The organism is Streptosporangium sp. NPDC049644 (assembly GCF_040675205.1).
Taxonomy (GTDB): Bacteria; Actinomycetota; Actinomycetes; order Streptosporangiales; family Streptosporangiaceae; genus Streptosporangium; species Streptosporangium fukuiense.
The window spans coordinates 19,078-46,033 of sequence record NZ_JBFAOJ010000079.1 but is presented as its reverse complement, the minus strand read 5'-3'; the positions used below and the strand labels follow the sequence as shown (position 1 = coordinate 46,033).

Below are 26,956 nucleotides of genomic sequence, written 5' to 3'. Positions count from 1 at the left end.
ACCGCAGCGACCTCATTGATGGCTGCCTCGCGGGAACCGGCCTGGCCCTCACACCGGCATAGCCACTCACGACGTCACGAGTTCAACCTCAGTAATGATTTACGGCGGTCTGGTCACGTGGCCGTCGAGCACGACGTTTACCACGTTTGGCAACCCCGACGGGGGACGGGAAGGACGAGGCGAACTGCCTGGTGGCGCGGTCTGGGGCTGGCAGGCGAAGTACCTGTTCACGCTTGACGACGACGCTCTCGCGCAGATCGACAAGTCGATTCGCCGTGTCCTGACGACCGAACCCACTCTTGAGCGATACTACGTGCTCCTGCCGTACAACCGGCCCGGTGGTGATACTGCCAAGACGAAGAGCGCATGGACGAAATGGAACGAGCACGTCAGGAGATGGGAAGCCGCCAGCGCATCGGCAGGCAGGGCGGTGACGTTCGAATACATCGGCGAGACCCAACTTAACGAGTGCTTGCTTCAGCCGTCGCAAGCGGGGCGATTGCGCTACTGGTTCGATCTGGACATCTTCACGGAAGATCGATTCCGCGAGATTGCGGCTCGGGCCGAAGCCGACGCAGGCGGCCGATACAGCCCTGCGCTGAACGTGGAACTACCCATCAGTGCCGTCTTCGACGGCCTGGCTCGCACCCCTGCGTTCGAACATGATATTCGGAACGCACTGGCTGCCCTCCGCAAGGCCCGGGGCATCTATGGCCTGTCGGTGCCCGTAGAACGCCCAGACTTGTTCGAGCCCGCGATCGCGGTGCTAAATGAGCGCTTCGATGGCCTCGAGGAGCTAGTGACCGAAGCCGCAAGGCAGGCCCGGCAACCACATGGGGTGCTGCCCGACTTCACCCCAGCGATCGAGGCCATTGAGGCTCCCTCAGCGAGGGTCTCGGACCTGCTCCGGCAGCATTGCCTCAAGGATCGCTATTACACCGACAACGCGAGCAGCCTCTACGGCCAGATCGCGGCGATTCGATCAGCGGTTGCCGGGCTAAACGAGCTGCGCGCCGGTCGTGCATGGCGCGGCTTCGAGGCAGCAGCGATCCTCGTCACCGGCACGGGCGGCGCGGGGAAGACTCACCTGCTGTGCGACCTCGCCAAAACGCGTGCCGCGAACGCCTTGCCAACGATCATTGCGCTCGGTGAGCAGTTCGAACACGGTCCCATCGAAGCCGACCTGGGTAGGATCATCGGATTTCAAAACCCGGCAAGCCAGCTACTGACCACCTTCGACGCTGCCTGCCAGGCCATCGGCGAAATCGGCCTGATCGTCATCGACGGGTTGAACGAACCAGCCGACCGGCAGCTGTGGAACAGGTACTTGTCCAGCTTCCTCAACGACGTCGCCAAGTACCGTCACATCAGACTCGTCCTCTCCTGTCGCACCGAATTTCTCGCCGACACGTTGTCGGATATATTGCAGGCTCGGCTCCCTGTGTTTCAACACACTGGATTCGAGGAGGTTCCTCGCGACGCAATTCGGCAGTTCCTCGACTGGTATGGCATCGAGCGGCCCTCGTTCCCGATGATGGACCCCGAATTCACCAACCCGCTGTTCCTCAAACTCCTCTGCACGGCGCTGACAACCAGCGGAAAGCGCCGCTTTCCTCGCACAGGAATCGGAACATCGTGGATCTACGACAGCTTTCTCGACGCGATGGACATTCGGCTCTCCGCCGGGGAACGCTGCGACTATGACCGCACCAGCGCACTCGTCCGCCGCGCCGTCGAGCAAATCACCGCTGCCATGCACGCCCAGGGACGCAGGCTGCTCAGGGCGGACGTCGACCGCATCACGTCAGCGCTACTTCCGGACCGTAAATGGAGCCAGAGTCTACTCAACGGCCTGCTGAAGGAGGCCGTCCTAGCGAACCTTTCAATCGACGGCACCGAGTACATCAGATTCGGATACGAGCGGCTCGGTGACATTGCTTTGGCGAAGCTGATCACGGCGGAAGGTCTTGATGGGGCGAAGGCTGAAGTGAGCCGGCTGGCCGAGCAATGGTTCACCAATGCGGGAGTGATGCAGGCCCTAGCCGCGGTCCTCCCCGAGGTATTCGGCGTCGAGTTAGTCGACATACTGCAGATCTCAACCGCTGAGTATCATCCGTATGCTCATACCGACTTTCTGTTCAGCCTTGGTTGGCGGAAGCTCGAAGCGGTCAATGATCGCACTGCGGAGATCGTCGTGGAGCTACAACGCAACTCGGACTTCACCGATGACGCCAACTCCGCCATGCTGCAGGTCGCCACCGTGCCGGGCCATCCGCTTAATGCCGAGTGGCTGCATCGTCAACTTGCCGAGCTTAGTCTGCCTGAACGGGACACAACCTGGTCATATTTTTGTGACTGCCAGGGCGAGTTCGCTGGTCATCTCCCCAGTTTGATTGATTGGGCTTGGTCGGAGGCCAGCTCCGATGCCAACGACGAGACCCGCTATCTCGCGGCACTCACTCTCTGCTGGACATTGTCATCCTCTCACCGCCCTACGCGAGACGACGCCACAAAAGCAATCATTGCGCTGCTGGAGCCTGCGCCGCATGTCTACAACTCGATTCTGCAAGGCTTTAGCAATGGCAGCGACGACTACATCGAGGAGCGATTGCTGGCGGCCGGCTGCGGCATCGCCCAACGTGCCTTGAACCCGGGCACCGCCATCGGCATCGCCGAAGCGGTACTCAATTTCACCCTTGACCGCCGATACTGGCCACAGAACTACCTCAGCCGAGACTATGCACGTCGCGCGATCGACGCTGCATTGGAACACGGCTGGCAGCCTGGTATTGAGGACCTCGCCACGCGCGTCCACCCGCCGTACGCCTCGGACTGGATCGCGCCGCAACGGTCGCAGGCTGAGATCGAAGAACTGGCCGGGCCACCGAACTACAGGTATAGCCTTATCCGCCATCCCGTGATGTCCGACTTCGGCGATTTCCGCAAATACGTTGTCGATTCCATGGTCCACAGCTTCAAGCTCGATCATGAGATCGATGCCGATTACCTCGGCACCATCCTGTTCGAGCAGGTTCTTCAACTCGGATGGACACCGGAGCGCTTCGGCATCATCGACCGGAACCTTCCGCGAGCCTCCTCGTCGGATGGCAAGAAGCATGATGGATACGCACAGAAGTACCTCTGGATAGCCTTCAACCAACTCGTCGGACGAATGACCGACCGCTATGAACTCAATCCGAGCCGTCGCGACGACCAGCGAAGCCGCTACGAGACGCCCCTCGACATCTACGGTCACGACATCGATCCGACGATGCTGCAACGCCGAACCGAAAATCGGGTCTACGCGGACACACCCGCCACCTGGTACGCACCCGTCAACGCAACCTTCCCTGACCACCTCGATCCCGAGTGGGCGAGCAACGACGAGCACAGCCCGCCGGTCGACCGTCTCCTTATCTCCACGAACGCGGCAGGCATAACCTGGCAGGTGCTGGAGGGCCATTATCAGTGGTCGCAGCCACAGAACCCAGACGATGCAGCTGCGGGCACACCTCACCACACCATTTGGGCCCAAATCCGCTCGTACCTCATCGACGCGGCGGACACCGACGCATGGGCACAATGGGCCGAAGGCAAAGACTTCTATGGCCGATGGATGCCCGAGTCAGGGAGCCCGTCCGGTCTGCTACTCGCCGATCACCCGTACACGTCGGACTGGCCTGACCTGGACAATCGAAACGGTACCCGCTACGGGGAAACATCTTTGCCGGGGGCCCTCATTGTCGCGACTACCCGATACGGCGGCGTCAACGACTGGGACCAGTCGGCAAGCAAACACCTCTACACATTTCTGCCCTCGACGGCGTTCTGCTCAGTATTGGGCCTAGAGCGTATCGGCGACTTCCAGTGGGGAAGAGCAGGCACGTTGGTGGTGGAGAGCTTCGCGGCCCGCGAAGTGGGTCCCGACACCGTCCATGTCACCACTGAAGCACTTAGCGCGGCGCTCACCGCAAGCGGGCAGTGCCTGCTGTGGACAGTTCTAGCGGAGAAGGAAACTACCGCGTCCGAATATCAACGGCCCCCGATGGGGAGCCGTTCTCTCGCAGCTACTCGGCGTCATATCTCTTTGACGGAACCAGTATTCGACTGCTTGACGCCAACGTACGCACCCTGCACGTTGGCGGAGACAGATCAAACGAAACTACCTGGAACCTGCCTAGCGACATACCGCTTGAACCGGCGTAGGTGAGCAAACACTCGTAGCCGGGGCTCACGCCACTTAAATCTGGCGCCGAACTACAGTTGAGAAGCGCCACAAATGTGCCGATGAAAACGTTCCACAACTGCGCGGGTTGCCAGGCTGCTCCATGGCTGCTCGCACACGTTGATCGTCATCAAACAGCCACCCTTTACGGCCGTGCCAAGAAGGGATGAATGGCACATAATATCGATGGTCAAGAACGCATGGTTGCTCGGTGGTTGCTCGCGTGTACGCGATACGGGCCGGCATCCATCGTCACTTCCTGGCACAATGACAGGGATGATCTCAGACACAGCGATAGAAAACGTCATCTCGCGACACTTGGCGATATCAATCGAACCGACTTTTAATCCGTAGGTTCAGGATTCGAATCCCTGGCGCCCCATCACCTCACATAAAGATCGTTTTGTCCAAAGTTGAATTGCTACCTGGCGTCACCTCCTCCATTGAGAAGGAGGATCTCTAGCTTGTCAGTGATGTATCTACACGCATGATTGCCGTTGCTTCGGACGTACGAATCCTCTAGTCGCAAGCGGAGTTCAGCTGCACGCGCCCATGCTCCGCGGAACCCGAACTGATCTTGGTGTCAATCCTGGGTCGCGATAAATGCCTTATCGCGACCCAGAACCTTGATCGTTTCAAGATGGGAGGCCGCCCGATGACCGAGCTGGACGATTGGAGGACGGCCTGACCACTTCGTTACCGATGTCCTTCATTACGCCGCCTCAGGCCTCGCTCGTGCCGGTCGAACGGATGCCTTCCAGCGGCGGCACGACACTCTCTGAATCGGCCACCTCGACGATGGTGTGGGCCCGCTCCTTCTCCACCTCGGCGATGATCTCCTCGGCCTCACGCTGTTCCAGTCCCCACCGGCTCATCAGCGGGCGTCGGCCGACCCGCTGATTGCCCTCACTGAGGCTCTCGATATAGGTGAGCCGCGCCGCCTCGTACCGGTCGGTGGGCAGCAGCGGCACCACGCGTTCCACCTCAACGAGAGTCTCAACGGGCTGGCACACGTGGTCATTGGCCGGCGTCTCGATGGACGGTTGCCGGGTGTTCCGGACAATCCACATGAACAGTTCGTACGCGCCTGCGAAGGCCAGCGGTGCCAGAGCGCTGACCAGGCGCGACCCGAGTCCACCGGACCAGCCGTGCGCCACGTTCGCCGCCAGCATCACCGCCCCGCCCAATGCGAGCGCCACCCACGCCAGCACCGGCACACGTAGCCGACGACGCGAGCAGTAGACCATCACCAGCGACGCCATGACGATCACGCCGTCAGACATCGCCGGATACAGGATGGCCATGTCGTGCCGCTCACCCAGAGCGATCGCCAGACCGTAGAAGTGGTGGTAGGAGACGTAGGCGGCCGCGCCGGCGACCCCCAGCAGGACAGCCACCGCAAAGCCCAGGATGATCCGGTCCCCGTACCGATCGCGCTGAGTGCGCTCGACCCAAGCCCCTTCGACCGGAACCACCTCCCCGGCAATTTCTGGTGTCGAGGGGCGGCGCACGGCCTGGCTTCCGGGTTGATCAGGTTGCTGGGATGCAGGAAGGGGTTCGGTGCGGCGATCACCGAGCTCCTGCCCCCTTACCACCGCTGCCCTGAGCGCAGTTGAGATCGTCTGCTGAGGATCCTGAACTGGCGGTTGCTGGGCTTCCCCGGCATGGGCGTGTGCCGCGAGGTAGGACCCAATCTCGTTGAGGTGGGTGTGGGCACCGCCCCCTCTCTGCGCGCCTATTCCGGGCATGAGAGGTCCAGCCACGGAGCGTCGGTGCTGCTCAGGAGATGGGCGAACGGTTCAAGTCCCCCCTCGGACACATAGGAACAAAGTGCGACAGATAGCTATCTGTCGCACTTTGTGCTTTCCATGACCTGATCGTCGTCAGCGTCGGCGGACCGATCCGGCCCCGGCGCGTCCAGTACGCGATCGCGATGAAACCGGCCCTCACCGGCAGGCTCATGTCCGCAGGTGTCGATGCCCATTCGGACACCCCCGGCCCGAGAGTCCTCGCCGAACACCATCCGACCTCGGCTTTCGAGCAGATCCGCACCGGTACGGCGGTGCCGGGCACGGCAGGATCGTCCGGTACCGTCCGGCTCGGTACAGCGGGTGAGGTTATGGCTCAGCGCAGGGAGTTTCCTCCGTCTGTGATGATGGAGCGCCCGGTGATCCAGCCGGCCTCCTCACCGCACAGGAACGCGATGACCTTGGCCAGGTCTTCGGGGGAGCCGGTGCGGCCCAGCGGTGTGGCGCGCGCGGCGGCGGCCAGGAGGCGCTCCGGGTCGGGGCTGATCTCGCGCAGCGCGTCCGTCGCCACCACACCGCCGCTCACCAGATTGACCGTGATGCCGTCGCGGCCGAGTTCCACGGCGAGGTAGCGGACGACGCTCTCGGCCGCGGCCATGGCGGCGGCGATCGCCGCATAACCGGGGACGTGCCTGCTCGTCCCGGTGCTCACGGTCGTCACGACCCGGCCGCCGTCGGCCAGTTGCGGACGTGCCGCGGTCACGAGGGCGAGGAGGGAGCCGACGCGGGTGGCGAACATCCGCTCGTAGGTATGCCAGGGGGTTTCGAGTGCCTTCCCCAGGGACGGCGAGGCGGAGCCGAATCCTGTCGCGTTGGAGACGACCGCACGGACGGGTCCGAGCCGTTCACCCGCTGCGCGCACGAACTCCGCGCACTGGTCCTGATCGGCGACATCCAGCGCGAAGGCGGCGGCGTGTCCGCCGTTCCGGTGGATCTCGCCGACGACTTCGGCGGCGGACTCGGCGTTCCGGTGGTAGCCGACCGCGACGGCGTAACCGTCGCGTGCGAGCGTGAACGCGGCCGCCCGGCCGATGCCCCGGCCGGCTCCGGTGATGACCGCGGTCTTCACGGGCGGTCTCCGAAGGTGATGTTGTCGTCGTCCGCCGCCTCGGCGTAGCGGCGCCGCGCCGCTTCCTGAAGCCCCCTGGATTCGGGGCTGGCCAGTCTGTCCGCGAAGAGTGCGGCCTCCAGTCGGAGACCTTCGGCGAGCGGTAGCCGGGGACCCTCGACGAGTGCGCGCTTCGCGGCGGCGAGGGCGGCGGCGGGATGGGACGCCATGCCGCGCGCGAGCCGCAGAACCTCCGCCTGGAAGTTGGGCGCGGGGAACACCCGTTCGACGAATCCGGCGGCCCTGGCCTGTTCGGCGGTGAGGACGTCACCGGTGAGGACGATGTCGGCGGCCCGCCCGGGGCCGATCAACCGGGCCAGCCGCTGGGTGCCGCCCGCCCCGGGGATGATGCCGAGCGCGGTCTCGAGCAGACTGAAGTGGGCGGCGGCCGAGGCCCATCGCAGCGTACAGGCCAGGGACAGCTCGAAGCCGCCGCCCCATGCCTGGCCGTCGATCGCGGCGATCACCGGCTGCGGGATCCGCTCGACGCGTCGCATCGCGGTGTACCAGATCTTGGCCCGCGGCATCGGCCCCCGGGAGAGTTCGGCGAGCTCGTCCAGGTCGGCGTGGGCGATGAAGTAGCCGGGGACATCGCTGGTCAGCGTCACAACCCCGATGTCCGGCGCGGTCTCCAGCCGGGCGAGTTCCGCGTCCAGTTCTTCGAGCGCGGCGAAGGTGAGGAAGTTGCGTGGCGGGTTTCGGTAGGTGAGGACGGCGACGCCGTCGACATCCTCCCGGCTCCACATCGTCATATCAGTCCTCCGGTGAGTCGAGTCCGTGCTCGGTGGGGAAGCGCAGCACGGTGCTGTTGAAGAAGTCGGAACTCCCGTGGTCCCGGACGTCCCGCAGCAGGATCCGGTACCGGGCGGCGAACGCCTCGGCCTGCGGTTCCCACGTACGGTGATCGAGGGTGGCGCCATGGGTGAGAACGATCGGGGACTGGTCACCGGGGCCGCCGGTCCAGTGGTGGATCTCGCAGTCGGTGGAGTGCTGGACGGTCCGGTGCCGCAGCGTCACGAGCCCGCCCCGTCGCCCAGGAGGAGGACCGACGTCCCGTAGTGGACACTCTGGGTGGACGGCGTGCCCGGTCCGGCCGTGGCGGGCGGCTCCCCGTCCCCCTGGTTGCGGTCGTAGTGGGGGAAGTTACTGCTGGACAGCATCAGGCCGATCCGGTGGCCGGCCGGGAACCGCTGGGCCGTGTACCCGAGATCGATGTCCAGCCGGACCGGTTCTCCCCGTGGCACCGGGGTGTCGGGACCGTCGCGGCGGCTCAGCCTGATCACCCCCTCACCGACCGGCAGCATCCGCCCGTCGGGCAGCTGGTCCACCAGCCGAGCCATCACGTCGGCGTCCGCCGCGTCGGTGGCGAAGGTGAGCTTCAGCCGCACCGGGCCGATGACGTCCGTGTCCTCGGTGAGCACGTCACCGTGGTAGACGAGGACGTCGGGTCGCTCGGCCGTTCGGCTGAGGTCCAGCGGCCCGGGAACGAGGCGGCCGAGGTGCAGGACGCGCCCGCCGTGGCTCGGCACCGGATCCTCCGGATCGTGGAGGTAGCCGTCCGGTGTGGCCGGGTTCGCCGTGTCGGGCGTGGCGGTCAGCCGTCCCGGCGTCCTGCCCCGCGCGGCGGGCCCCGTCAGGTACAGGGCGTGCCCGGCGGCCTCTGCCGGCGGCCATCGCTCGGCGGTGCGCCACTCGTCCGCGCCCATCTGGAAGTACCGGACGGGGGCGGGACCGTCCGATCCGTCCAGGCAGCGGCGGAAGAACTCCAGGTGCCGGGCGGGCAGCCGGGTGGCCGCGGCGGAGGCCGCGACACCGAAGTTGACCTCGCCCTGCAGATGGGACAGGGCTCCGGTGTGCGCCCAGGGGCCGACTATCAGCTCGTGCCGCAGGTCCGGTCGCAGCCTGCGCATCTCCAGGTGCCCGCGGATGGTCGCGGTGGCGTAGACGTCGTACCAGCCGGTCACCGACAGGGTCGGCACCTCCACCGCCGCGTGGTCCCAGTCGGGCAGGGCCTGGATCCGTCCGTCCAGCAGGTCGCCGATCCGGATCGGGAATCCGGGCAGGTCCAGTTCCGGCATGCCCACGAGCGGCAGCCGCCGCATCGCCCGCCCCGGATCGTGAATCAACGACGCGACCTTGGCGACCAGCGACGGGTCGGCGTCCGGTCCCTGCCGGCCCAGCCAGTCGGCGGCCATGTAGGCCAGCCACCCGACGAGGTGGTCCAGCCGCAGCGCGCCGCCGGTGTCGCGGATGTCGGCCGCCGCGCCGGTCGTCATGGCAGGGGCGATGCCGCGCAGGTGGGGCGGGCGTTCGGCCGCGCCGAGCCAGGCGATGATGCCGAGGTAGGAGGTGCCCGCGAGGAACACGTTACCGTCGCACCAGGGCTGTGCCGCCGCCCACTCCACCGTGTCGTAGGTGTCCCTGGCCTCCTGCTCCCACATGACGGCCCGCCAATCGCCGTCGGAGTCAAAGCGGCCCCGGGTATCCTGCACCAGCGCGGCGAATCCTCCGGCGAGGCAGTGCTGGGGGTGCAGCGTGTCGGAGCTGATCTGCCGCCGGCCGTACGGCGTCCTGAACACCACGGCCGGGGACGGGGACAGAGGCCGCCACAGGTCGCCGCGCAACAGCACGCCGTCCCGCATGGGGGCTTCGACGCCGCCTTCGATGCGTCCCAGTTCCGTCATCACACCTTCTTGAGGGTGAGCATCGTCCGGGCCATCTCGTTCCACCCGGCGGTCGCGCCGCCGTCCACGGTGAGACTGCATCCGGTGAGGAAGGAACTGCCGGGCAGCGCGGCGAACACCGCGGCGCGGGCCTGTTCCTCGGGGGTGGCCAGCCGTCCGACGGCGGTGGTCGCGGTCAGCGAGTCGCGGAGCGGACCCGGCGGCCACAGTTCGTCGACCATCCCGGTGTGCGTCGGCCCGGTGATCAAAGCCACCGCGCGGATCCCCTGCGCGCCGTAGTCGACGGCGACGGACTGGGCGAGGCCGATGAGAGCGTGCTTGGCCATGTTGTAGACCGGGGAGCGGGGAGTCGCCGACACCCCGCACATCGACGAGGTGAACACGAACACTCCTCCGTGCGCGCGCATGTGCCCGACCGCGGAGCGCACCAGGTAGAAGTTGGCGTCGCAGCAGACGCCCATCACCTTGCGGTAGTCGTCGTCGGTGAGGCTGTGCGGGCGGCCGGGCACGTTGACGCCGGCGTTGCCGTGGACGACGTCGAGCCGGCCGTGCCGGGCGACCACCTCGTCGACGACCTCCGCGACCTGTGCCGGGTCGGAGACGTCCGCTTGGACGATGCCCTCTCCCGGGGTCAGGTCCACCCCGATGACCTCGGCCCCGACGGCCCGGAACAGCCTCATCGAGGCCGCGCCGATGCCGCTCGCCGCACCCGTGACCAGAACGACCCTGCCGTCGAGCCGGCCGAACACGTCACCGTCTGCCATGGTCATCCGCTCCTCCTCAACGGCCCGTGAATTCGGGGCTGCGCTTTTCGACGAAGGCACGTGCTCCTTCGACGGCATCATGGACTTCCCTGTTGTTGCGGATGTGGAAGGTGTTCTGGATCCGCAGCGCCTGCTCCAGCGGCTGACCGTACACTCGCTCGCGTAGCTGCTTGTAAAGCCCGATCGCGCCGGTCGGACCGGCCGCGAGCCTGCGGGCCTCGGCGAGCGCCGCGTCCCGCAGATCCCCCGATGGGACGACCCGGGTGTAGATGCCCAGGCGTTCGGCGTCGGTGGCGTCGAGCAGCCCGCCGGACAGATAGATCTCGGTCGCCTTGGCGCTCCCGACGATCCGGGCCAGCATCACGGCGGTGCCGGTCTGCGCCACGTTCACCAGGCAGCTCCCGATCCGGGCAGTGTCCGAGGCGATCCGCAGATCGGCGGCGCAGGCCAGCTCGGTGCCCGCCCCGGCCGCGGGGCCGTTGACCGCCGCGATGACCGGCTGCGGCGCTGTGACGATGGCCTCGACGATCCGCAGGTACACGGGGTCGGCGGTGTCACCGAGCACCGGCGAGTGCCTGCGGTCCCCGGCGAGGTGCTCGTCCACCGCGCCGAGGTCGTCCCCGCCGCAGAAGGCACTGCCCGCCCCGGTCAGCACCACGACCCTGGCCTGCGGGTCGGTCTCGGCGTGCTCCAGCGCGCGCAGCAGCTCCTCGCCGAGCGCGCGATCGATCGCGTTGCGGCGGTCGGGACGGTTCATGGTCAGCCACAGCACCCCCGGGGCCGGCCGGGAGACCAGCAGGGCCCCCTCACCGCCTGACGTCGTGCTCTCCTGTTCGCGCATCATGCTCTGACCATCCCTCCATCGACGAACAATGCTTGGCCGGTGACATAACCGGCCCCCGTTCCCAGAAGCCACACGACCGCGGCGGCGACCTCCTCCGGGTGCCCGCACCGGCCGATCGGCAGCCGTGCGGCGACCTTCTCCGCCAGCCCGCGAAGCCCGCTCACGTCGAGCATCGGGGTGTCGATGAAGCCGGGGCACACGGCGTTCGCACGGACGCCGAGCGGTCCCAGTTCGACGGCGAGCGAGCGGGTCAGGCTCAGCAGCCCACCCTTGCTCGCGTCGTAGGCGGCCTGCCCGGCGAACCCGGTCACCGCGATCGAGCAGACGTTGACGATGGCGGCGCCCGACCGTCCGGCGAGGGCGGGTGCCGCCGCACGGGCCAGCCGGAACGGCGCCGACAGGTTGATCTCCATGACGCGCGCCCAGTCGGCGGTGCTGTGCTCGCCCAGTGCCGCGCGGTGCTCCACACCCGCGTTGTTCACGAGGCCGTCGAGGCCTCCGAGCCGGTCGAGCGCCTGATCGACGATTTGCTGTGGCGCTCCGCTCTCCGTCAGGTCGAGCGGCACCACGTGGAGCCGATCGTCGTCGAACCGATCGCCGAACCGACTTCCCAGGCGCCCGCAGCCTGACACGTCGACATCGGTCGCCAGCACCTGCGCGCCCTGCAGAAGCAGTTCGGCCACGAGGGACGTGCCGATGCCACCGGCGGCCCCGGTGACCAGCACCCGGCGGCCGTTCATGCCGCGCTTCCCTGCCAGGTGCGGTTCAGCAGTCGCTCGGCGTTGCCGTGCAGCCAGGCCTGGACGACGTCGTCCGGAAGTCCCAGCCAGGTGACCTCGGCGGCGAGCCTGGCAGGGGTGGAGGCCTGGGTCCAGCTGGTGGACCCGAAGAGGACACGGGAGCGGACGGACGCGGCCCCCAGCGTCAGCAGCGCCTCCCATCCCGATCCCCTGGCCGCCATCCTGGACGGACGGTGCGAGGAGAACTCCAGGTAGACGTTGGGGTGCCGCTGCGCCACCGCCAGCATCTCCGTGACCCAGGGCCAGCCTCCGTGCCCGGCGACCAGGACGAGACCGGGGTGGGCGCCGGCGATCCGGTCCAGCACCCGCGGCCCGGAGACATCGATCGGGATGTCCGAGCGGAAGTGCTGCCCGCAGTGCAGCCACACCGGGACACCACGGTCGGCGGCGAGCTTCCAGAGCCCGGCGTGCTCGGGTGCGGACGGGTCGGTGCCGTCGAGGAACGGGATGACCGAGAGGCCGGTCGCACCGAGCTCGTCGAGCGCGCGACGTGCCTCGGCGATCGCGGTTCGCGAGTCGGTGAGGCTGACACCGGCCCACGCGCTGAGCCGGTCCGGGTGCCTGGCCGCGAAGGCGGCGACCGTGTCGTTGACGGTGGCGTCCCTGATGGGCCACGGCCCGCCGTGCAGGATCTGGTGGGCCACCCCGCTCTCGGTCAGCGCGGCGACATGGTGATCGATGTCGAAGCCGCGTCCAAGGACGTGGGCCAGCCGCTCCGCCGTTCCTATCGGATCATGCGCCGCCTCCGCCGCGACCTCGCCGTGAGCCCGCCCGGTGAGGGCGGCGAGCCGTCCGGAGAACATGACGAGATAACGCGGTGCGACGGTGGCCAGCGAACGCAGGTAGGCCGTCCAGCATTCGGTGTCGTAGGCGACCTCGCAGATGTCGATCACCGGTTCACCCATCATTCCCCCTCCTTATATACAAACGTTTGTTTACCAGACCCGGCACCGCCAGGTCAATGAACGTTCATATGGTGATAGCGTCAGGGGGTGGGTATGACACGCTCCCGGAAGACCACTGACGGCGCCCCTGCCACGACCTCGATGAGCCGGCGCATCCTCGACGAGGCGGCGCGCCTGTTCTACGAAGACGGGTTCCCCGCGACCACCGTCCGCAAGATCACCGCCGCGTGCGGGGTCACCGCGGGCTCGCTCTACAACCACTACGGGTCCAAAGAGGAAGTGCTCTACGCGATCCTCAAGAGGGCTCACGAGGACTCCGAGCGCATACTGGAGGAAGGACTCCTGCGCGGCGGCGACCGGGCCGACCGGCAACTGGCCGAACTGGTGCGGGAGCTCACGCTCTTCCACACCGAACGGCGTATCGAGGGCCTGGTGGCCCGGACAGAATGGCGCCACCTCCCGCCCGATCAGGCCAAGGAGGTTCTGGATGCCCAGCAGAGAGTCCGCCGCATCTTCGAACGCACCCTGGAACGGGGCCTGAACACCGGCCGGTTCCGCCTGAACGACCCGCGGTCGCCGGGTCCTGCCCGGGTGGACGTGGTCGCCAAGGCGATCCTCGACATGTGCATCAACGCCGGGCAGTGGTTCCGTCCCGACGGTGGGCTGTCCGCCCAGGAACTCGCCGACCAGTACGCCTTCCTCGTCCTCCAACTCGTCGGCGCGGCCCCGGAGGCCGGCGACCGGGAAAGCTGATCGCGCGTTCCTGATGGCAGGTGCGGAGACCGGCCGGGCGCGGGACCGGCCGGTACTCCGAGGGAAGGCTCAGCCTGCGGCGGGCGTCCCGCCGATGCGGTCACGCCGGACGGCCACGCCCAGCCGCTCGCGATCGGCCGTGTCCGCCGTGACGCCTTCCGAGCGCAACCGGTGCTTCTCGATCTTGTTCGTCGGGGTGTGCGGCAGCGCGTCGACCACGCGCACGTAGCGGGGCACCATGAAGTGCGCCATGCGGGGGATCAGGAAACGCAGCAGCTCGGCGGGGTCGATCTCCGACCCGTCCACGGGCGCGACCACGGCGAGCACATCGTCCTCGCCGTATGGGCTCGGCACGGCGACCACCGCGGCCTCCCGGACCGACGGATGCGCCAGCAGCTCGGTCTCCACCTCGGCCGAGGAGATGTTCTCGCCGCGGCGCCGGATCGTGTCGCCCATCCGGTCCACGAAGAAGTACTCGCCGTCCACCGTCCGGAAGGCGTCCCCGGTGTGGAACCACCCGTTGCGCCAGACCCGTGCCGTCGCCTCGGGCATCCCGAGGTAACCGGAGTTCAGTGCCCACGGCTGGACGGTGCGCAGCACCAGCTCACCGACCTCCCCGTCGGGCACCGGCCGGTCGTGCTCGTTGACGACCCGGGCCTCGACACCGGGCCGCAGCCGCCCGGACGTGCCCGGCACATCCGGGTTGGGGCCGGAGATGATCGGAATCGACACCTCCGTCATGTTGAACATGGCCACCACGTCGACACCGAAGCGCTCGGCGAACGCCGCGCTGTCCTCGATGAGCGGGATCATGAAAACGTGCCGCAGCGGGTGAGCACGGTCATGCGGGGACGGGGGGCGCTTGCCCAGGAACGTCGCCATCACGCCGAGCAGCGTGACGTGCGTGGTGCCCGTGTCGCGGACGGCCGGCCAGAACGACTCGGTGTCGAACGCGCTGACGAGACTGATCCCGCCGCCGAGCAACAACGCCGCGTACGTGCCGATGGTGCCGCCCGCGTGGAACAGCGGCAGGTTCACCATGTAGCGGTCGGCCGCTCCGAAGCAGCTGCCGAACGCGGCCCGCGCGCAGGCCGCGAGCTGGACGTACGAGCACAGGACGCCCTTCGACGGCCCCGTCGTTCCGGACGTGAGGATCACCGCGTACGAGTCCCACGGCCGGGGTGGTGAGTCCGGGCGGAAGCCGGGGCCCGGCGCCGCCAGCACCTCCGCCCCCAGCGTCCCGGCCCGGCCCGCCGATCGGCTGTCGCCCTCCCCGAGCACCACCACCCGTTCCAGCGCGCCGGCATCGATCTCGTCCAGGCGCCCGGCCAGCTCACCGTGCACGACCGCCACCCGCGCCCCGGACAGCCGGATCGCATGTTCGAGCAGCCTGCCGCGGTAGGCGGTGTTGAGCGGTACCAGGGTGCCGCCCAGCAGGTTGACGCCGAACCAGACGCGCAGTGCGTCGGGCCCGTTCGGCAGCCAGGAGACGACCGTGTCACCCGGCCGCACGCCCAGCGCGTGCAGCCCCGCGGCGACTCGCTCGGCCTGGTCCAGGGTTTCGGCGTAAGTCCACCGCGTCCCGTCCTCGAAGATCACGTACACCCGGTCGGGGTGCTCCGCGGCCCGGCGGACGAGAAGCTCCGCCACCACGCATTCGTCGGCCTCGGGCACTTCCGGGCCCCACCACTCACCGCTCATGTCACTCCTTGTTCCGCTGCTCGCCGGCCACGGCCGCGCCCAGATAGGCGGCCCGCAGCACGGGATCCTCCGCGAGCTCGGCGGCGGCGCCGACAACCTCGATCCGGCCGTGCCGCATGACCAGTCCCCGGTCGGCGAGCGCCAGCGCCTGGTTGACACGCTGCTCGACCAGGATCACCGTCAGGTTCTGCTCCCGCAGCCGGTCCACCACCGCGAACACCCGCTGGATGATCACGGGTGCCAGGCCGATGGACGGTTCGTCCAGCAGCAGCACTCGGGGTTCGCGCATCAGCGCCTGGCCGATGGCGAGCATCTGCTGTTCGCCGCCGCTGAGCACCTCCGCGTAGGCGTCCATCCGCTCGCCCAGCACCGGGAACAGGTCGACGACCCGATCCGTCCGCTCCCGCTCGACCTTGCGCCGGTCCGGGACGTTCCAGAGCCCGAGTCTCAGATGCTCGGCCACTGTGAGCCCGGTGAAGAGACGCCTGCCCTCGGGAATGTGGACGAGGCCGTGGGCCACGATCCGTTCCGGGCTCCACCCGGTGATGTCGGTTCCGGCGAGCCGCACCGATCCGGACGTGGGGTGAAGCAGCCCCGAGATGGTGCTGAGCAGGGTCGTCTTCCCGGCCCCGTTGCCGCCGACCACCGCGAAGATCTCGCCCGTATGGACCGTGAAGTCCACCGAGCGGATCACCGGCACCGTCCCGTACCCGGCACTCAGCCCGGACACGGTGATCAGTTCCTCGCCCTGCGTTCTCATGCGGGTGCTCCCAAGTACACTTCGACGACCCGTGCGTCACCGAGTGCCTCCTCCGGCGACCCCGATGTCACCAGTTCGCCCTGGTCTAGGACGGTCACGACGTCGGCGACGCTCGCGACGAGTTCGATATGGTGCTCCACCAGGACCACCGTGGTGCCCGCATCGCGAATCGCGCGGATCAGGCGGCCCAGCGCCTCCAGTTCGCGCGGCGTGAGCCCGGCCGCCGGCTCGTCCATCAGCAGCAGGCGCGGCCGTGCCATCAAGGCCCGGGCGACCTCCAGCAGTCTCCGCTCGCCGTGCGGCAGCGCCGCGGCCTCCTCGTCCGCCCGCCCGGCGAGGCCATGACCGGCCAGCAGCCCGTCGGCCTCCCTCTCCAGTTCGGCCCGTTCGCGCCGGGCCCACGGCAGCCGCAGGACGGTCGCCGGACCGTTCGCCCGCTCCCGCGCGTAGGCGCCGAGCAGGACGTTGTCCCGCAGGCTCGACGCGCCCAGCAGCCGCGGCGTCTGGAAGACGCGCGCCACCCCGCGCCGGGCGAGCCGCTCGGCCGTGGCCCGGCTGACGTCCTCGGTTCCGAGGAGGACCCGTCCCTCGTCCTGCTGCAGCAGACGAGTGATCACGTTGAGCAGGGTCGTCTTCCCCGACCCGTTGGGCCCGACGATCGCGTGCACCGTACCCGGCTCGATGGTGAGGTCGATGCCGCGCAGCGCGTGCACGCCGCCGAAGGACTTGCGGACGCCGGCCAGTTCGACGCCGAGCGGCTCCCCGCGCGGCGGCCTGACCTCGATCGTGACGTCCGTGCCGGGGACGTCGGAAGACGTGTCACCGGCCCCGTGGCGTGCCCGCAGCCTCTCCCACGCCCCGGCGATGCCGTGCGGCGCGTACACCATCAGCACCAGCAGCGCCGCGCCGTAGATGAGGCCGCGCCATTCCGCCAGGCCGGTCAGCAGTTCCGGGAGGGCGAAGAACAGCAGGGTGCCGATGATCGGGCCGGCGAGACGCGCGGCGCCGCCGATGATGACCACCAGCAGGAACAGGATCGAGAAGTCGAGGGTGAAGTCGTCCGGGGTGACGAGCCCGTGATGAACGGCCAGCAGCGCCCCGCCCAGCCCCGCGGTGGCGCCACCGCAGGCGAACGCGAACAGCTTCATCCGCGCGGGTCCGACGCCGACGCTCCGCGCCATCTCCGGCGCGTCCCGTACGGCCATCATGCCCCGGCCGAAGCGAGAGTCGACGATGGTGCGGACCATGACGAACAGTACGACATTCACGGCGAGGGCCAGCCAGAGGACGTCTCGTTCCCCGAGTTCCCAGGAACCGAACGCGGGCCGCGGGATGCCGACCAGCCCGGACCAGCCACCGGTCAGCCCCTCGAACTCGACCAGCAGGCTGCGCATCGCCATCGCCGCTCCGAGCGTGACCAGGGCGATGTACCAGGACGACAGCCGGAAGGCGGGCAGCGCCATCAGGGTCCCGGCGCCCGTGGCGATCACCACCGCCACCGGGGCCGCCGCCCAGAAGGTCCAGCCGTGGTCGGCCATGAGGATGCCGGTGGCGTAGGCACCTACGGCGACCAGCGCGCCCTGTCCGAGCGAGACCTGGCCGGTGTAGCCGAACATGATGTTCAGCCCCATCCCCACCAGCACGTAGATCGCGGCCGTGGTGGCGAGGTAGGTGATCGTCGGGTCGCCGCTGACCAGTGGCAGCGCGGCCACGGCCGCCACGAGAGCGACCCAAGGGGCCGAGCGCCGCACGGCGCCCGCCCGTGTTCCGAGAACTTCAGACATGACGTTGCACCGCCAGACCGCGCAGGCCGTTGGGCCGGATCAGCAGGATGAGCAGCATCGCTACGAACAGGACGACGGACTGCGACCCGGGAGAGCCGTAGGTGGCGCCCGCGGCCTCGACGGTGCCGAGCACCCATCCCGCCACCAGGACGCCTCGGTTGTCGCCGATCCCGCCGACCGCCAGTGCGGCGAAACCCTTGATCAGCAGACCCAGGCCCATCGTCACCGAGGCCAGCAGCAACGGCGCCGCCAGCACTCCGGTGAGCCCCGCCAGGGCGCCGCCGAGCAGGAAGGAACGGCGGGTCAGCATCGTCGGGTCGATGCCGCGCAGCCGGGCGCCGTCACGGTCGGCGGCCACCGCGCGCAACGCGGCGCCGAACCGGGAACGGTCCAGTAGGCCGAGCAGTATCACCACGGCGACGGCGATGGCCACCACCCCGATCTGGTAGCTCGAGAACCGGACTCCCGCCACCTCGTTGACGTTGATGGACAGCGGCCACGGGGGTGCGACGGTGCTCGGCTGGTCCGTCCACAGCCGTCCGGCGGCCTCCGCGAGCAGCAGCGAGAACGCCAGCGTGGTGATCACCCAGCCGGCTGCGTGGGACGATCTGCGCAGCACCGGGGTGACGGCCACCCGCTCCTCGGCCAGCGCCACGACCGCGACGACGGCCATCACGCAGACGGCGGCGATTCCCCAGGGGAGTCCCCCGATCGGAGTGGCGGCCATCAGCATCGCGCCGATCATGATGAGCTCGCCCTGGGCGAAGTTCACCACGTTCGTCGGCCGGTACAGGACGTTGAACCCCATCGCGACAAGGCCGTAGAGGCTGCCGAAGACCAGCCCCGTGACCAGGATGTCGGTGATCATCGGGTGGTCACACCCCGTCCGCGCGCCGCCGCAGAACCCCGCCCAGGCTCTCCGGATCCTTCGCCGACATGAGAGTGCCGATCGTGATGTCCTCATCGGCGATGCCGGAGTGCCGCTTCGCGGTGAACGACACCTTCGCCCGGGTGCCCTGGTAACCGTCGACCTTGTCGAGCGCGGCCTTGAGATCGGCCGGATCGAGGCTTTTGGTCTCCCCGATCACCGTGGCCATCAGCATCACGTAGTCGTAGTAGGGGCTGGTCACCGCCGAGTAACCGAGGCCCGCGGTGTCCGGATGCGCGTTGATCCGTTCGACCAGCCTGCGTACCTCGGCCGGAGGCTGCTCGTCGCCGGCATAGGTGAGCCCCCGGTAGGTGGTGCCGAAGAACCCGTCGAGCAGGGGCCGCGGGAACTCCCCGAGCGCATCGAGGTAGTTGAGGTCGTGCGAAACGATCACAGGATGGAAATCGCTGGCCGCCATCGCCCGCAGGATCAGGATGGTCGCCTGCGGCTGACCGGTGAACAGCCCCAGCCCGTCTACACCGGCCCGCTCCAGATTCCGGACGAACGGCGTCATGTCGGAGGCGTCCACCTCGAACACCTCGACCGCGACCGGCTTGGCGGAGTAGTCGTCGCGCAGCGTCCGGACGACGGCGTCCCTGATCGACGTGCCGAACTCCGAGTTCTCCACGATGATGCCGATCTTGCGCAGCCCGCGGACCTCGTGGAGGAAGCGCGCCGCCACCCTGGCCTGCTGGGTGGTGTTGTAGACGAGCTGGTAGTGGTGCGGGAAGCGGTCACCGTCCCCGAGCAGCTCCGCGCCTCCCCAGCACGACTGGATCAGGTTCGCGCGGGCGAGGGCCGTCACCGACGCCAGCACCTGTGAGCTGCCTGTCGGTCCGACCACGAAGGTCGGATTCTCCCGGATCAGCCGCTGTGCCACGGCCGGCTGGCTGGCCGGGCTCCCCTTGTCGTCCTGCTCCGCGACCTGCACCGCCTGTCCGAGCAGGCCGCCGGCCACCTTGATGTCCTCCAGCGCGAGCCGCGCACCCACGTAGATCGGCTTGTAGGCGGCTGCGAGGCGACCGGTCTTCGGCTCCACCCACCCGATCCGGGCGGCCGTGTTTCCTCCGCCTCCCGAGCTCCCGCACGCCGCCGTCCCAAGGCCGAGCGCTCCGAGCGCGGCGGCGGACGCGGCGCCCGCCAGAAACCCTCGCCGGGACATCCCGTCCATCCGGTAAGTGACCAAGGCCGCCTCCTCAGATTAGTGTATGAACGTTTGTATACTTCGCCTCGATGGGCGTCAAGAGGAAGCCCGTAAGATCGAGCGGCACAATGGGCTGGTCAGAGCCGGGCGTCGAAGTCGGCCCAAGGCCGTGCCGGACGGGTGACGAGCGGAGGCGTCAGCGGGCCAAGGCGGCCCAAGGGGCCGAGGGGCAGCGGCAGGTATCGACTCGCGTTCCGATTCCGCGGGGGATGTCGAAGGCACCCGGCACCCGTCTCGTAGGGGCACTTCGAGTGGAGTGGAAACCGAAACGTCCGAGGTTCTTTCCGACCTTCGGGGTTGCGAGAGCCTCGGACGTCACGGCGATGATCGTGATGACATGGTCGGGCCTTCCAGCCCACATCGCCGAAGACACCCGCGTGGCAACGGCCAGGCGGCGGCGTTCAAGCGCGGTGTAGTTGGCCCCCAGGACGGGTGACGACCAGTTCGGAAACGACGGCTCGTGCGGAGAGCCGGGTGATGCTCATCGCCAGCTCCGCGACGTCCGCTGTACTGATCATTTCGGCGGGGTCGATGCGATCGTGCACCCATGCGGACATATCAGTATCAACGTAGCCCGGACAGATCGCGGTGGCCGTGATTCCGGCGGCGGAGACCTCGGCGTTGATCGAGCGGCACAACGCGATGAGCGCGCCCTTGGACGCTCCATAGGCGGCCAGGCCCGGCTCGGGGTAGACGCCCGTGATCGACGAAAGCGCGATGACCTTCGCCCCCGAGACGGAGCGCTGCGCCGCGGTCGCGCGCAGGGCCGGAAGCAGGGCCTGTACCAGCGCATAGCACGCCCGGACGTTGACGGCGAACTGCTTGTCGAACCGATGCAGGGGCACGGCGTCGAGAGGGCCTGCCGTACCGACGCCGGCCGCGATCACCAGCACGTCGCACCGCCCATAGGCCGACGTGTGCGTCTGGGCGACGCGGAGGATGTCCTGCTCCTTGGCCATGTCGGCGGGCTCGGAACGCACCTCCACCCCATATGCGCCCAGCCGGGCGGCAGCGGTGGCGAGGTGGTCGGCATCCCGGGCACAGATCGTCATATCGTGCCCCGCCTCGGCCAGCCGCTCGGCGATGGCCAGACCGATCCCCCGGGAGGCGCCGGTGACCAGCGCCGCCGGCCTGGTTCGCATGGTGCCGGTCATACGACCTCTCTTCCCGTCATCGCGCGTAGCCCGCCCGCGGCGAGCAGCGGAACCGCGGCACCGGCCGTCTCGAAGCCCTGCCCCACCGTCAGCCCCCGCGCATGGCGCGCGTGAATCCCCTCCGCGATAACAGCGATCTTGAAATATCCCAGCGCCAGGTAGAACTCGAGGCGGCCGAGATCGCGCCCGGACACTCGGGCGTACCGTTCGGCGAGCGCCTCGGTGGAGGGCAGGTGCTCGCTCACAGCGGCCGCCGACCCACCGAGCACCGGTTCGATGGCCGGGTCGCGGTAGACCAGGTGCAGCGCGAGGTCGGCCAGCGGGTCGCCGAGGGTGGCCATCTCCCAGTCCACCAGTGCCCGCACCGTGCCCAGGTCTCGTGCGTCGAAGATGGCGTTGTCGATACGGAAGTCGCCGTGGACGATGGAGGCACCGCTCTCGGCCGGCACCGCCTCGTCGAGCTTGGCATGCAGGACATCGATGTCGCGGAGTTCACGCGTCGCCACCCGGCGCCACTGGTCGTACCAGCGGCGGACCTGCCGTCCCAGGAAACCCTCGGCGCGGCCGAAGCCCGCCAGACCCACCTCGGCGTACGGCACGGCATGAAGCGTGGCGAGCACATCGACCAGGCCGTAGGCGCAGCGAGCCGGTTCGTCTCCGCCATGGCGGTCGAGGTCTTCCCGGCTGCGGACGACCTCGCCGGACACGTACTCGACGAGGGAGAACGGGCTCCCGATGACCGAGGTGTCCTCACACAGCGCGACCGTGGGCGCGACGGGGACGGCGGTGCCCCGGAGCGCGCCGACCACCCGGTACTCCCGGGCCATGTCGTGCGCGGACGGGGTGAGTCCGCCGAGCGGCGGGCGACGCAGCACCCACGCGCTGTGGCCGTCGGTCAGGCGGTAGGTGAGGTTGGACCGGCCGCCGTGCAGCAGTTCGGCGGTGATCGGGCCGGCCGCCTCCGGAACATGCGCGTCGAAGTAGCGCTGAAGGGCGGCCAGGTGCAGCCCTTCAGGGACACCTGTCATGTCACGTTCCCGTGCGCCCGGCTGCCGCGCAGAGCCCGGCGGGCGATGGCCCACCGATGCGTTTCGGTCGGGCCGTCATAGATGCGGAAGGGGCGCACCTCACGCAGGAACCGCCCCAGCAGCACATCGCCGGACACCCCGAGTGAGCCGCAGACCTGCAGCGCCCGATCCACCACGCGCCACACCGCCTCCGCGGTGAACGCCTTGGCGATCGCGGTGGACTGTGCCGCGGAACGGCCGCGGTCGAGTTCCCAGCACGCCTGCAGCGTCAACGCCCTGGCCGCGGCGATGTCGATCTCCGAGTCGGCGATCATGCCCTGCACCATGCCGAGGTCGCCCAGACGTGAGCCGAAGAGTTCCCGCTCCGACGCCCTGGCCAGCGCGATCTCCTGCGCCCGTCGGGCGATGCCCAGCCAGCGCATGCAGTGTGTCATCCGCGCCGGGCCCAGCCGCACCTGAGCGTAGTCGTACCCCTTGTCCACCTCACCGAGCACCGCGTCGTCGGGCACGACGCAGTCGTCGAACACCATCTCGCAGTGCCCGCCGAACAGGCTCTCGTCGAGGGTGTCGATGTGTCGGATGATCTTCATTCCCGGGTTGTCGACGTCCACGAGGAACATGGTCGCGCCGCCGCGGTCTCCCGGCTCACCGGATGTTCGGGCCATGCAGATGGCGAAGGCCGCACCGTCGGCGCCGGTGATGAACCATTTGCGACCATCGATCCGCCAGCCACCCGCCACCTTCGTCGCCCGCGTGCTCAGGGCGGTCGGGTCCGAGCCCGCCCCCGGAGCCGGTTCGGTCATCGCGAAACACGAGCGCACCTCTCCTTGGGCAAGGGGACGCAGGTAGTGCTCCCTCTGCGGGTGAGTCGACACCGCCTCCAGCAGATGCATGTTGCCCTCGTCCGGAGCGGCGATATTGAGCGCGAGCGGCCCGAACAGCGACCAGCCGGCCTCCTCGAAGACCGCCGCCCGGCCCCGCATGTCCAGACCGTGCCCGCCGTACTCGAGCGCCACATGCGGGGCGAACAGGCCGGCCTGCTTGGCCGCGGCCTGGAGCCGGCCGCGCAACTCCTCGCCCCCGGCAGCCGCGACACCGCCGTAGCGCTCCTCCTCGGGAACGACGACCTCACGGACGAAGCGCGCGGTGCGCCGAGCCAGCTCCTCCACCCGCGGTTCATGGGACAAATCAATGGGCACTGACCGACCTCCCGGCGTCTTGGGCTCATCTCCCGCAACAGGCTAATAACTGTTAGCCTTTCGTAGCCGCCACCCTTCCTTGCTGTCAAGGCGAGTATCAATAAAGGCACAGGATCATCCTCGCTTCGGCTAGCATCGATTAGCCTTAAGGGAACACTAGGAGGTCGCCCGTGGCGGTGCGTGTGGCGGACATCAGAGCGGCGGCGCTGACGTTGTTCTCCGAACGCGGATATCAAGCCACCACGATGGCGGACATCGGGGCTGCGATCGGGATCCGCGGGCCGAGCCTGTACAAGCACGTCGGGTCAAAACAAGAGCTACTCGCTCAGATCATGACCGCGACAATGGACACCCTCCTGGAGAACCACGAGGCCGCCATCTCAGGCTGCGAGGACGTCACCGAACGTCTCCGCAGAGCCACCGAGGCGCACGTGCGGTTTCATGCCCGACACCGGCTGGAGGCCTTCGTGGGTACCCGAGAGATCCGCAGCCTCGAGGAGCCGCACCGGGCTGAGGTTCTCCGGCGGCGCGCAAGATACGAGCACGGATTCCGGAAGCTCGTCGCCGACGGGGTACAGGCGGATCGGTTCCGCGTCGCGTCCGTGAAGCTGACCTCCTATGCCATCCTCGACCTCGGCATGGGCGTCTCCGTCTGGTATCGGGAGAGTGGCGACTTCACCGAGGACCAGGTCGTGTACCAGTACGGCGATCTCGCGCTGCGACTCGCGGGCGCTCGCTGAGCCGGCGACCGTTCGGCCGGGCGCCCACGACGCCCCGGTCGGCACATGTCCCTGTCCGGTCGGCGCCGACCGTCTGACCGGGTTCCCGGCGCACGAACGGCGGCGAGGCCTCGGCCACGAGGGACAGGACCATCTCCATGAACCTCGACTGAGGGCGACCTGCCCGCCCCACTGAAATTTTCATACGTCCGCTGAATTCTTCCTGCCCAGCAGCAGGTCAGCGGCACAGCCTGGGGAAACGTCCTGTACACGGATGCGAAACAAGCCAAAGATGGGAGCGCTCCCATACGGGCACCCCTTCCCTGGAGGCTTGAAGATGAAGACACTGCGTTTGTGGGCTCTGTCCACAGCGGTCGCACTCCTGGCGGCGATCGGGGTGGCCGTCACCTCGCCCGCCGCCCAGGCGGCGGTCGCCTGTTCCGTGACCTACACCAAGGCATGGGACAACGGCAGCGGGTTCGGCGCCAACATCACGATCAACAATCTCGGCGATCCGATCGGCTCGTGGACGCTGCGCTACACCTGGCCCGGCAACCAGCAGGTCACCCAGGGCTGGGGCGGAACCTGGGCTCAGTCGGGCCAGAGCGTGACCGTGACCGCCCCGTCGTACGCCCCGGGCCTGGGAACGGGCGCCGGCGTCACCGTCGGCTTCAACGGCGGCTACAGCGGTGCCAACACCAACCCCACCGCTTTCGCCGTCAACGGCGTGGCCTGCGGCGGTACCCCGACGTCGACGCCCACCCCCACCCCGACACCGACACCGACGCCGACACCGACGCCCGGCAACGCGCAGGCCGTGGTGGCCGCGATGCAGCCCGGCTGGAACCTGGGCAACTCCCTCGACGCCACCGGCTCGGACGAGACCTCATGGGGCAACCCGCGGATCACGGCGGCGCTGCTCGACAACATCAGGGCGCAGGGCTTCAACAGCATCCGGATCCCGGTGACCTGGGGTCAGTACCAGGGCGGGGCCCCCAACTACACCATCAACGCGACGCACATGAACCGGGTGAAAGAGGTCGTCGACTGGGCCCTCGCCGACGGCTTCTACGTGATGATCAATATCCATCACGACTCGTGGCAGTGGATCCAGAACATGCCGGGCGACCGAACGAACGTGCTGGCTCGGTACAACGCGATCTGGACCCAGATCGCCGGCACGTTCCGGAACTCCTCCGCCAAGCTGGTGTTCGAGAGCGTCAACGAGCCGACCTTCACCGGCAGCTCCGGAGACGCCCAGAACGCGACCCTGCTGAACGAACTCAACACGTCCTTCCGAAACATCGTGCGCCAGTCGGGCGGCAACAACGCGACCCGGTTGCTCGTCCTGCCGACCCTGCACACCTCGGCCGACCAGGCCAGGGTCGACGAGCTGGTCAGCACGTTCAACGCGATGAACGACCCCAACCTCATCGCGACGGTCCACTTCTACGGGTACTGGCCGTTCAGCGTCAACGTCGCCGGCGGCACGCGCTTCGACGCCACCGTTCAGCAGGACCTGACCGGCGCCTTCGACCGGGTGTACAGCGCCTTCGTGACCCGCGGCATCCCCGTGATCATCGGCGAGTACGGACTGCTGGGCTTCGACCGGCACACCGGCACGATCCAACAGGGCGAGAAACTGAAGTTCTTCGAATTCCTCGGCCACTACGCGCGTACCAGGCAGATCACCACCATGCTGTGGGACAACGGCCAGCACTTCAACCGGACCTCGTTCCAGTGGGCCGACCCCGAACTGTTCGCACAGATCAAGTCCAGCTGGACGACACGCTCGGGTACCGCCTCGTCGGATCAGGTGTTCAACGCGAAGGCGTCCGCCATCACCGGCAAGACGCTCACCCTGAACCTGAACGGCACCTCGTTCGTGGGGATCCGCCAGGGCGGCACGGATCTGGTACGCGGCACCGACTACACCGTCTCGGGCGACCAGCTCACGTTCACCGCATCCGCGCTCACCCGGCTGACGGGCTCCCGGGCCTACGGCGTCAACGCGACGCTGTCGGCCCGGTTCTCCCAGGGCGTCCCGTGGCGGATCAACATAGTCACCTACGACACGCCGACGGTGCAGAACGCGAGCGGAACGACGAGTTCCTTCGCCATCCCCACCACGTTCAAGGGTGACCAGCTCGCCACCATGGAGGCCAAGTACGCCAACGGCACCAATGCCGGCCCCCACAACTGGACCTCGTTCAAGGAGTTCGACGTCGCCTTCGCCCCCAACTACAGCGCCAACACCATCACGCTGAAGCCGGAGTTCTTCGCCGAGGTCAACGACGCCTCAAAGGTCACGCTCACCCTCCACTTCTGGAGCGGCACGACCGTGACCTACTTCGTCACCAAGTCGGGAAGCACGGTCACCGGTACCACGACCTGATCGAGCGGGCTCCCCACCCGGCACCGTCCCGGCGGTCCATGGTTCGGCGAAGCGAATCGTGGACCGCCGGTATCCCAGGCCGTACCGGAACGTACGCCCGTCCCCCCGTCCGGCCGATGTCCGGCTTGACGTACAGCCGAGTGATCAGTGCCTCGATCCGGCCACTCCAGCACCGTGATCGTGTTCCGGTCGA

At 68.1% G+C, this 26,956-nt stretch carries 21 protein-coding genes; 4 read left to right on the top strand and 17 right to left on the bottom strand.

The features are described from left to right. Positions 1-94: 94 nt before the first annotated feature. Positions 95-4,210, top strand: coding sequence for a hypothetical protein (locus AB0J58_RS32885; RefSeq protein WP_364223298.1), 4,116 nt, complete (start codon positions 95-97; stop codon positions 4,208-4,210). A gap of 737 nt (positions 4,211-4,947) precedes the next feature. On the opposite strand, the gene AB0J58_RS32880 is transcribed toward AB0J58_RS32885, so the two are convergent. The 9 genes from AB0J58_RS32880 to AB0J58_RS32840 all read right to left on the bottom strand — a co-directional run bounded on the left by AB0J58_RS32880 (position 4,948) and on the right by AB0J58_RS32840 (position 13,141). Further along, complete coding sequence (locus tag AB0J58_RS32880) at positions 4,948-5,700, bottom strand: DUF2637 domain-containing protein (protein WP_364223296.1); 753 nt, start codon at positions 5,698-5,700, stop codon at positions 4,948-4,950. Positions 5,701-6,349: 649 nt separating this feature from the next. Beyond that, complete coding sequence (locus AB0J58_RS32875; protein ID WP_364223293.1) at positions 6,350-7,102, bottom strand: SDR family oxidoreductase; 753 nt, start codon at positions 7,100-7,102, stop codon at positions 6,350-6,352. Continuing rightward, entirely contained in the window at positions 7,099-7,893 is a 795-nt protein-coding gene (locus tag AB0J58_RS32870) for an enoyl-CoA hydratase/isomerase family protein (protein ID WP_364223290.1), read from the bottom strand. The genes AB0J58_RS32875 and AB0J58_RS32870 overlap by 4 nt, the downstream gene beginning before the upstream one ends. 1 nt (position 7,894) lies before the next feature. Then, entirely contained in the window at positions 7,895-8,158 is a 264-nt protein-coding gene (locus AB0J58_RS32865; protein WP_364223288.1) for a hypothetical protein, read from the bottom strand. Further along, on the bottom strand, positions 8,155-9,825 hold the full coding sequence (locus AB0J58_RS32860) for a CocE/NonD family hydrolase (protein WP_364223285.1): 1,671 nt from the start codon (positions 9,823-9,825) through the stop codon (positions 8,155-8,157). Before AB0J58_RS32860 ends, AB0J58_RS32865 begins: the two co-directional genes overlap by 4 nt. Beyond that, positions 9,825-10,595 (bottom strand): SDR family oxidoreductase, encoded by a 771-nt coding sequence (locus tag AB0J58_RS32855; RefSeq protein WP_364223282.1) that lies wholly within the window; start codon positions 10,593-10,595, stop codon positions 9,825-9,827. Before AB0J58_RS32855 ends, AB0J58_RS32860 begins: the two co-directional genes overlap by 1 nt. Before the next feature lie 10 nt (positions 10,596-10,605). Next, complete coding sequence (locus AB0J58_RS32850) at positions 10,606-11,433, bottom strand: enoyl-CoA hydratase-related protein (protein WP_364223279.1); 828 nt, start codon at positions 11,431-11,433, stop codon at positions 10,606-10,608. Beyond that, on the bottom strand, positions 11,430-12,173 hold the full coding sequence (locus AB0J58_RS32845) for an SDR family NAD(P)-dependent oxidoreductase (RefSeq protein ID WP_364223276.1): 744 nt from the start codon (positions 12,171-12,173) through the stop codon (positions 11,430-11,432). Before AB0J58_RS32845 ends, AB0J58_RS32850 begins: the two co-directional genes overlap by 4 nt. Continuing rightward, positions 12,170-13,141 carry an amidohydrolase family protein gene (locus tag AB0J58_RS32840; protein ID WP_343971451.1) on the bottom strand — a complete coding sequence of 324 codons (972 nt, stop codon included), beginning with the start codon at positions 13,139-13,141 and terminating at the stop codon, positions 12,170-12,172. The genes AB0J58_RS32845 and AB0J58_RS32840 overlap by 4 nt, the downstream gene beginning before the upstream one ends. A gap of 90 nt (positions 13,142-13,231) precedes the next feature. Between AB0J58_RS32840 and AB0J58_RS32835 the strand changes: the two genes are divergently transcribed. Beyond that, positions 13,232-13,891: a TetR/AcrR family transcriptional regulator gene (locus AB0J58_RS32835; RefSeq protein WP_364223273.1), complete on the top strand. Its 660-nt coding sequence runs from the start codon at positions 13,232-13,234 to the stop codon at positions 13,889-13,891. Between the two features lie 69 nt (positions 13,892-13,960). Here AB0J58_RS32835 and AB0J58_RS32830 read toward each other — a convergent pair whose 3' ends face one another. From AB0J58_RS32830 to AB0J58_RS32795, 8 genes are all read right to left on the bottom strand, one after another. Further along, a complete protein-coding gene (locus AB0J58_RS32830) occupies positions 13,961-15,592 on the bottom strand; it encodes an AMP-binding protein (protein WP_364223271.1) in 1,632 nt (543 codons plus the stop codon). A gap of 1 nt (position 15,593) precedes the next feature. Further along, entirely contained in the window at positions 15,594-16,352 is a 759-nt protein-coding gene (locus tag AB0J58_RS32825) for an ABC transporter ATP-binding protein (RefSeq protein ID WP_364223268.1), read from the bottom strand. After that, positions 16,349-18,136 (bottom strand): branched-chain amino acid ABC transporter ATP-binding protein/permease, encoded by a 1,788-nt coding sequence (locus tag AB0J58_RS32820; protein WP_364223265.1) that lies wholly within the window; start codon positions 18,134-18,136, stop codon positions 16,349-16,351. The genes AB0J58_RS32825 and AB0J58_RS32820 overlap by 4 nt, the downstream gene beginning before the upstream one ends. Further along, the gene (locus AB0J58_RS32815) at positions 18,129-19,004 is read right to left on the bottom strand and encodes a branched-chain amino acid ABC transporter permease (protein WP_364223262.1); all 876 of its coding nucleotides are present in this window, start codon (positions 19,002-19,004) and stop codon (positions 18,129-18,131) included. Before AB0J58_RS32815 ends, AB0J58_RS32820 begins: the two co-directional genes overlap by 8 nt. 7 nt (positions 19,005-19,011) lie before the next feature. Continuing rightward, a complete protein-coding gene (locus AB0J58_RS32810) occupies positions 19,012-20,250 on the bottom strand; it encodes an ABC transporter substrate-binding protein (protein WP_364223259.1) in 1,239 nt (412 codons plus the stop codon). A 419-nt stretch (positions 20,251-20,669) separates the two neighbouring features. Continuing rightward, positions 20,670-21,410, bottom strand: coding sequence for an SDR family oxidoreductase (locus tag AB0J58_RS32805; protein ID WP_364223256.1), 741 nt, complete (start codon positions 21,408-21,410; stop codon positions 20,670-20,672). Positions 21,411-21,418: 8 nt separating this feature from the next. Further along, a complete protein-coding gene (locus tag AB0J58_RS32800) occupies positions 21,419-22,450 on the bottom strand; it encodes a phosphotransferase family protein (protein ID WP_364223253.1) in 1,032 nt (343 codons plus the stop codon). Beyond that, positions 22,447-23,649: an acyl-CoA dehydrogenase family protein gene (locus AB0J58_RS32795; protein WP_364223250.1), complete on the bottom strand. Its 1,203-nt coding sequence runs from the start codon at positions 23,647-23,649 to the stop codon at positions 22,447-22,449. The genes AB0J58_RS32800 and AB0J58_RS32795 overlap by 4 nt, the downstream gene beginning before the upstream one ends. A 170-nt stretch (positions 23,650-23,819) precedes the next feature. Here AB0J58_RS32795 and AB0J58_RS32790 point away from each other — a divergent pair, with 170 nt between their 5' ends. Together AB0J58_RS32790 and AB0J58_RS32785 are read left to right on the top strand one after the other, a co-directional pair. Further along, positions 23,820-24,389, top strand: a complete 570-nt coding sequence (locus AB0J58_RS32790) for a TetR/AcrR family transcriptional regulator (RefSeq protein ID WP_364223247.1) — start codon at positions 23,820-23,822, stop codon at positions 24,387-24,389. A gap of 316 nt (positions 24,390-24,705) precedes the next feature. Next, on the top strand, positions 24,706-26,763 hold the full coding sequence (locus tag AB0J58_RS32785) for a cellulase family glycosylhydrolase (RefSeq protein WP_364223244.1): 2,058 nt from the start codon (positions 24,706-24,708) through the stop codon (positions 26,761-26,763). Positions 26,764-26,956: the final 193 nt, after the last annotated feature.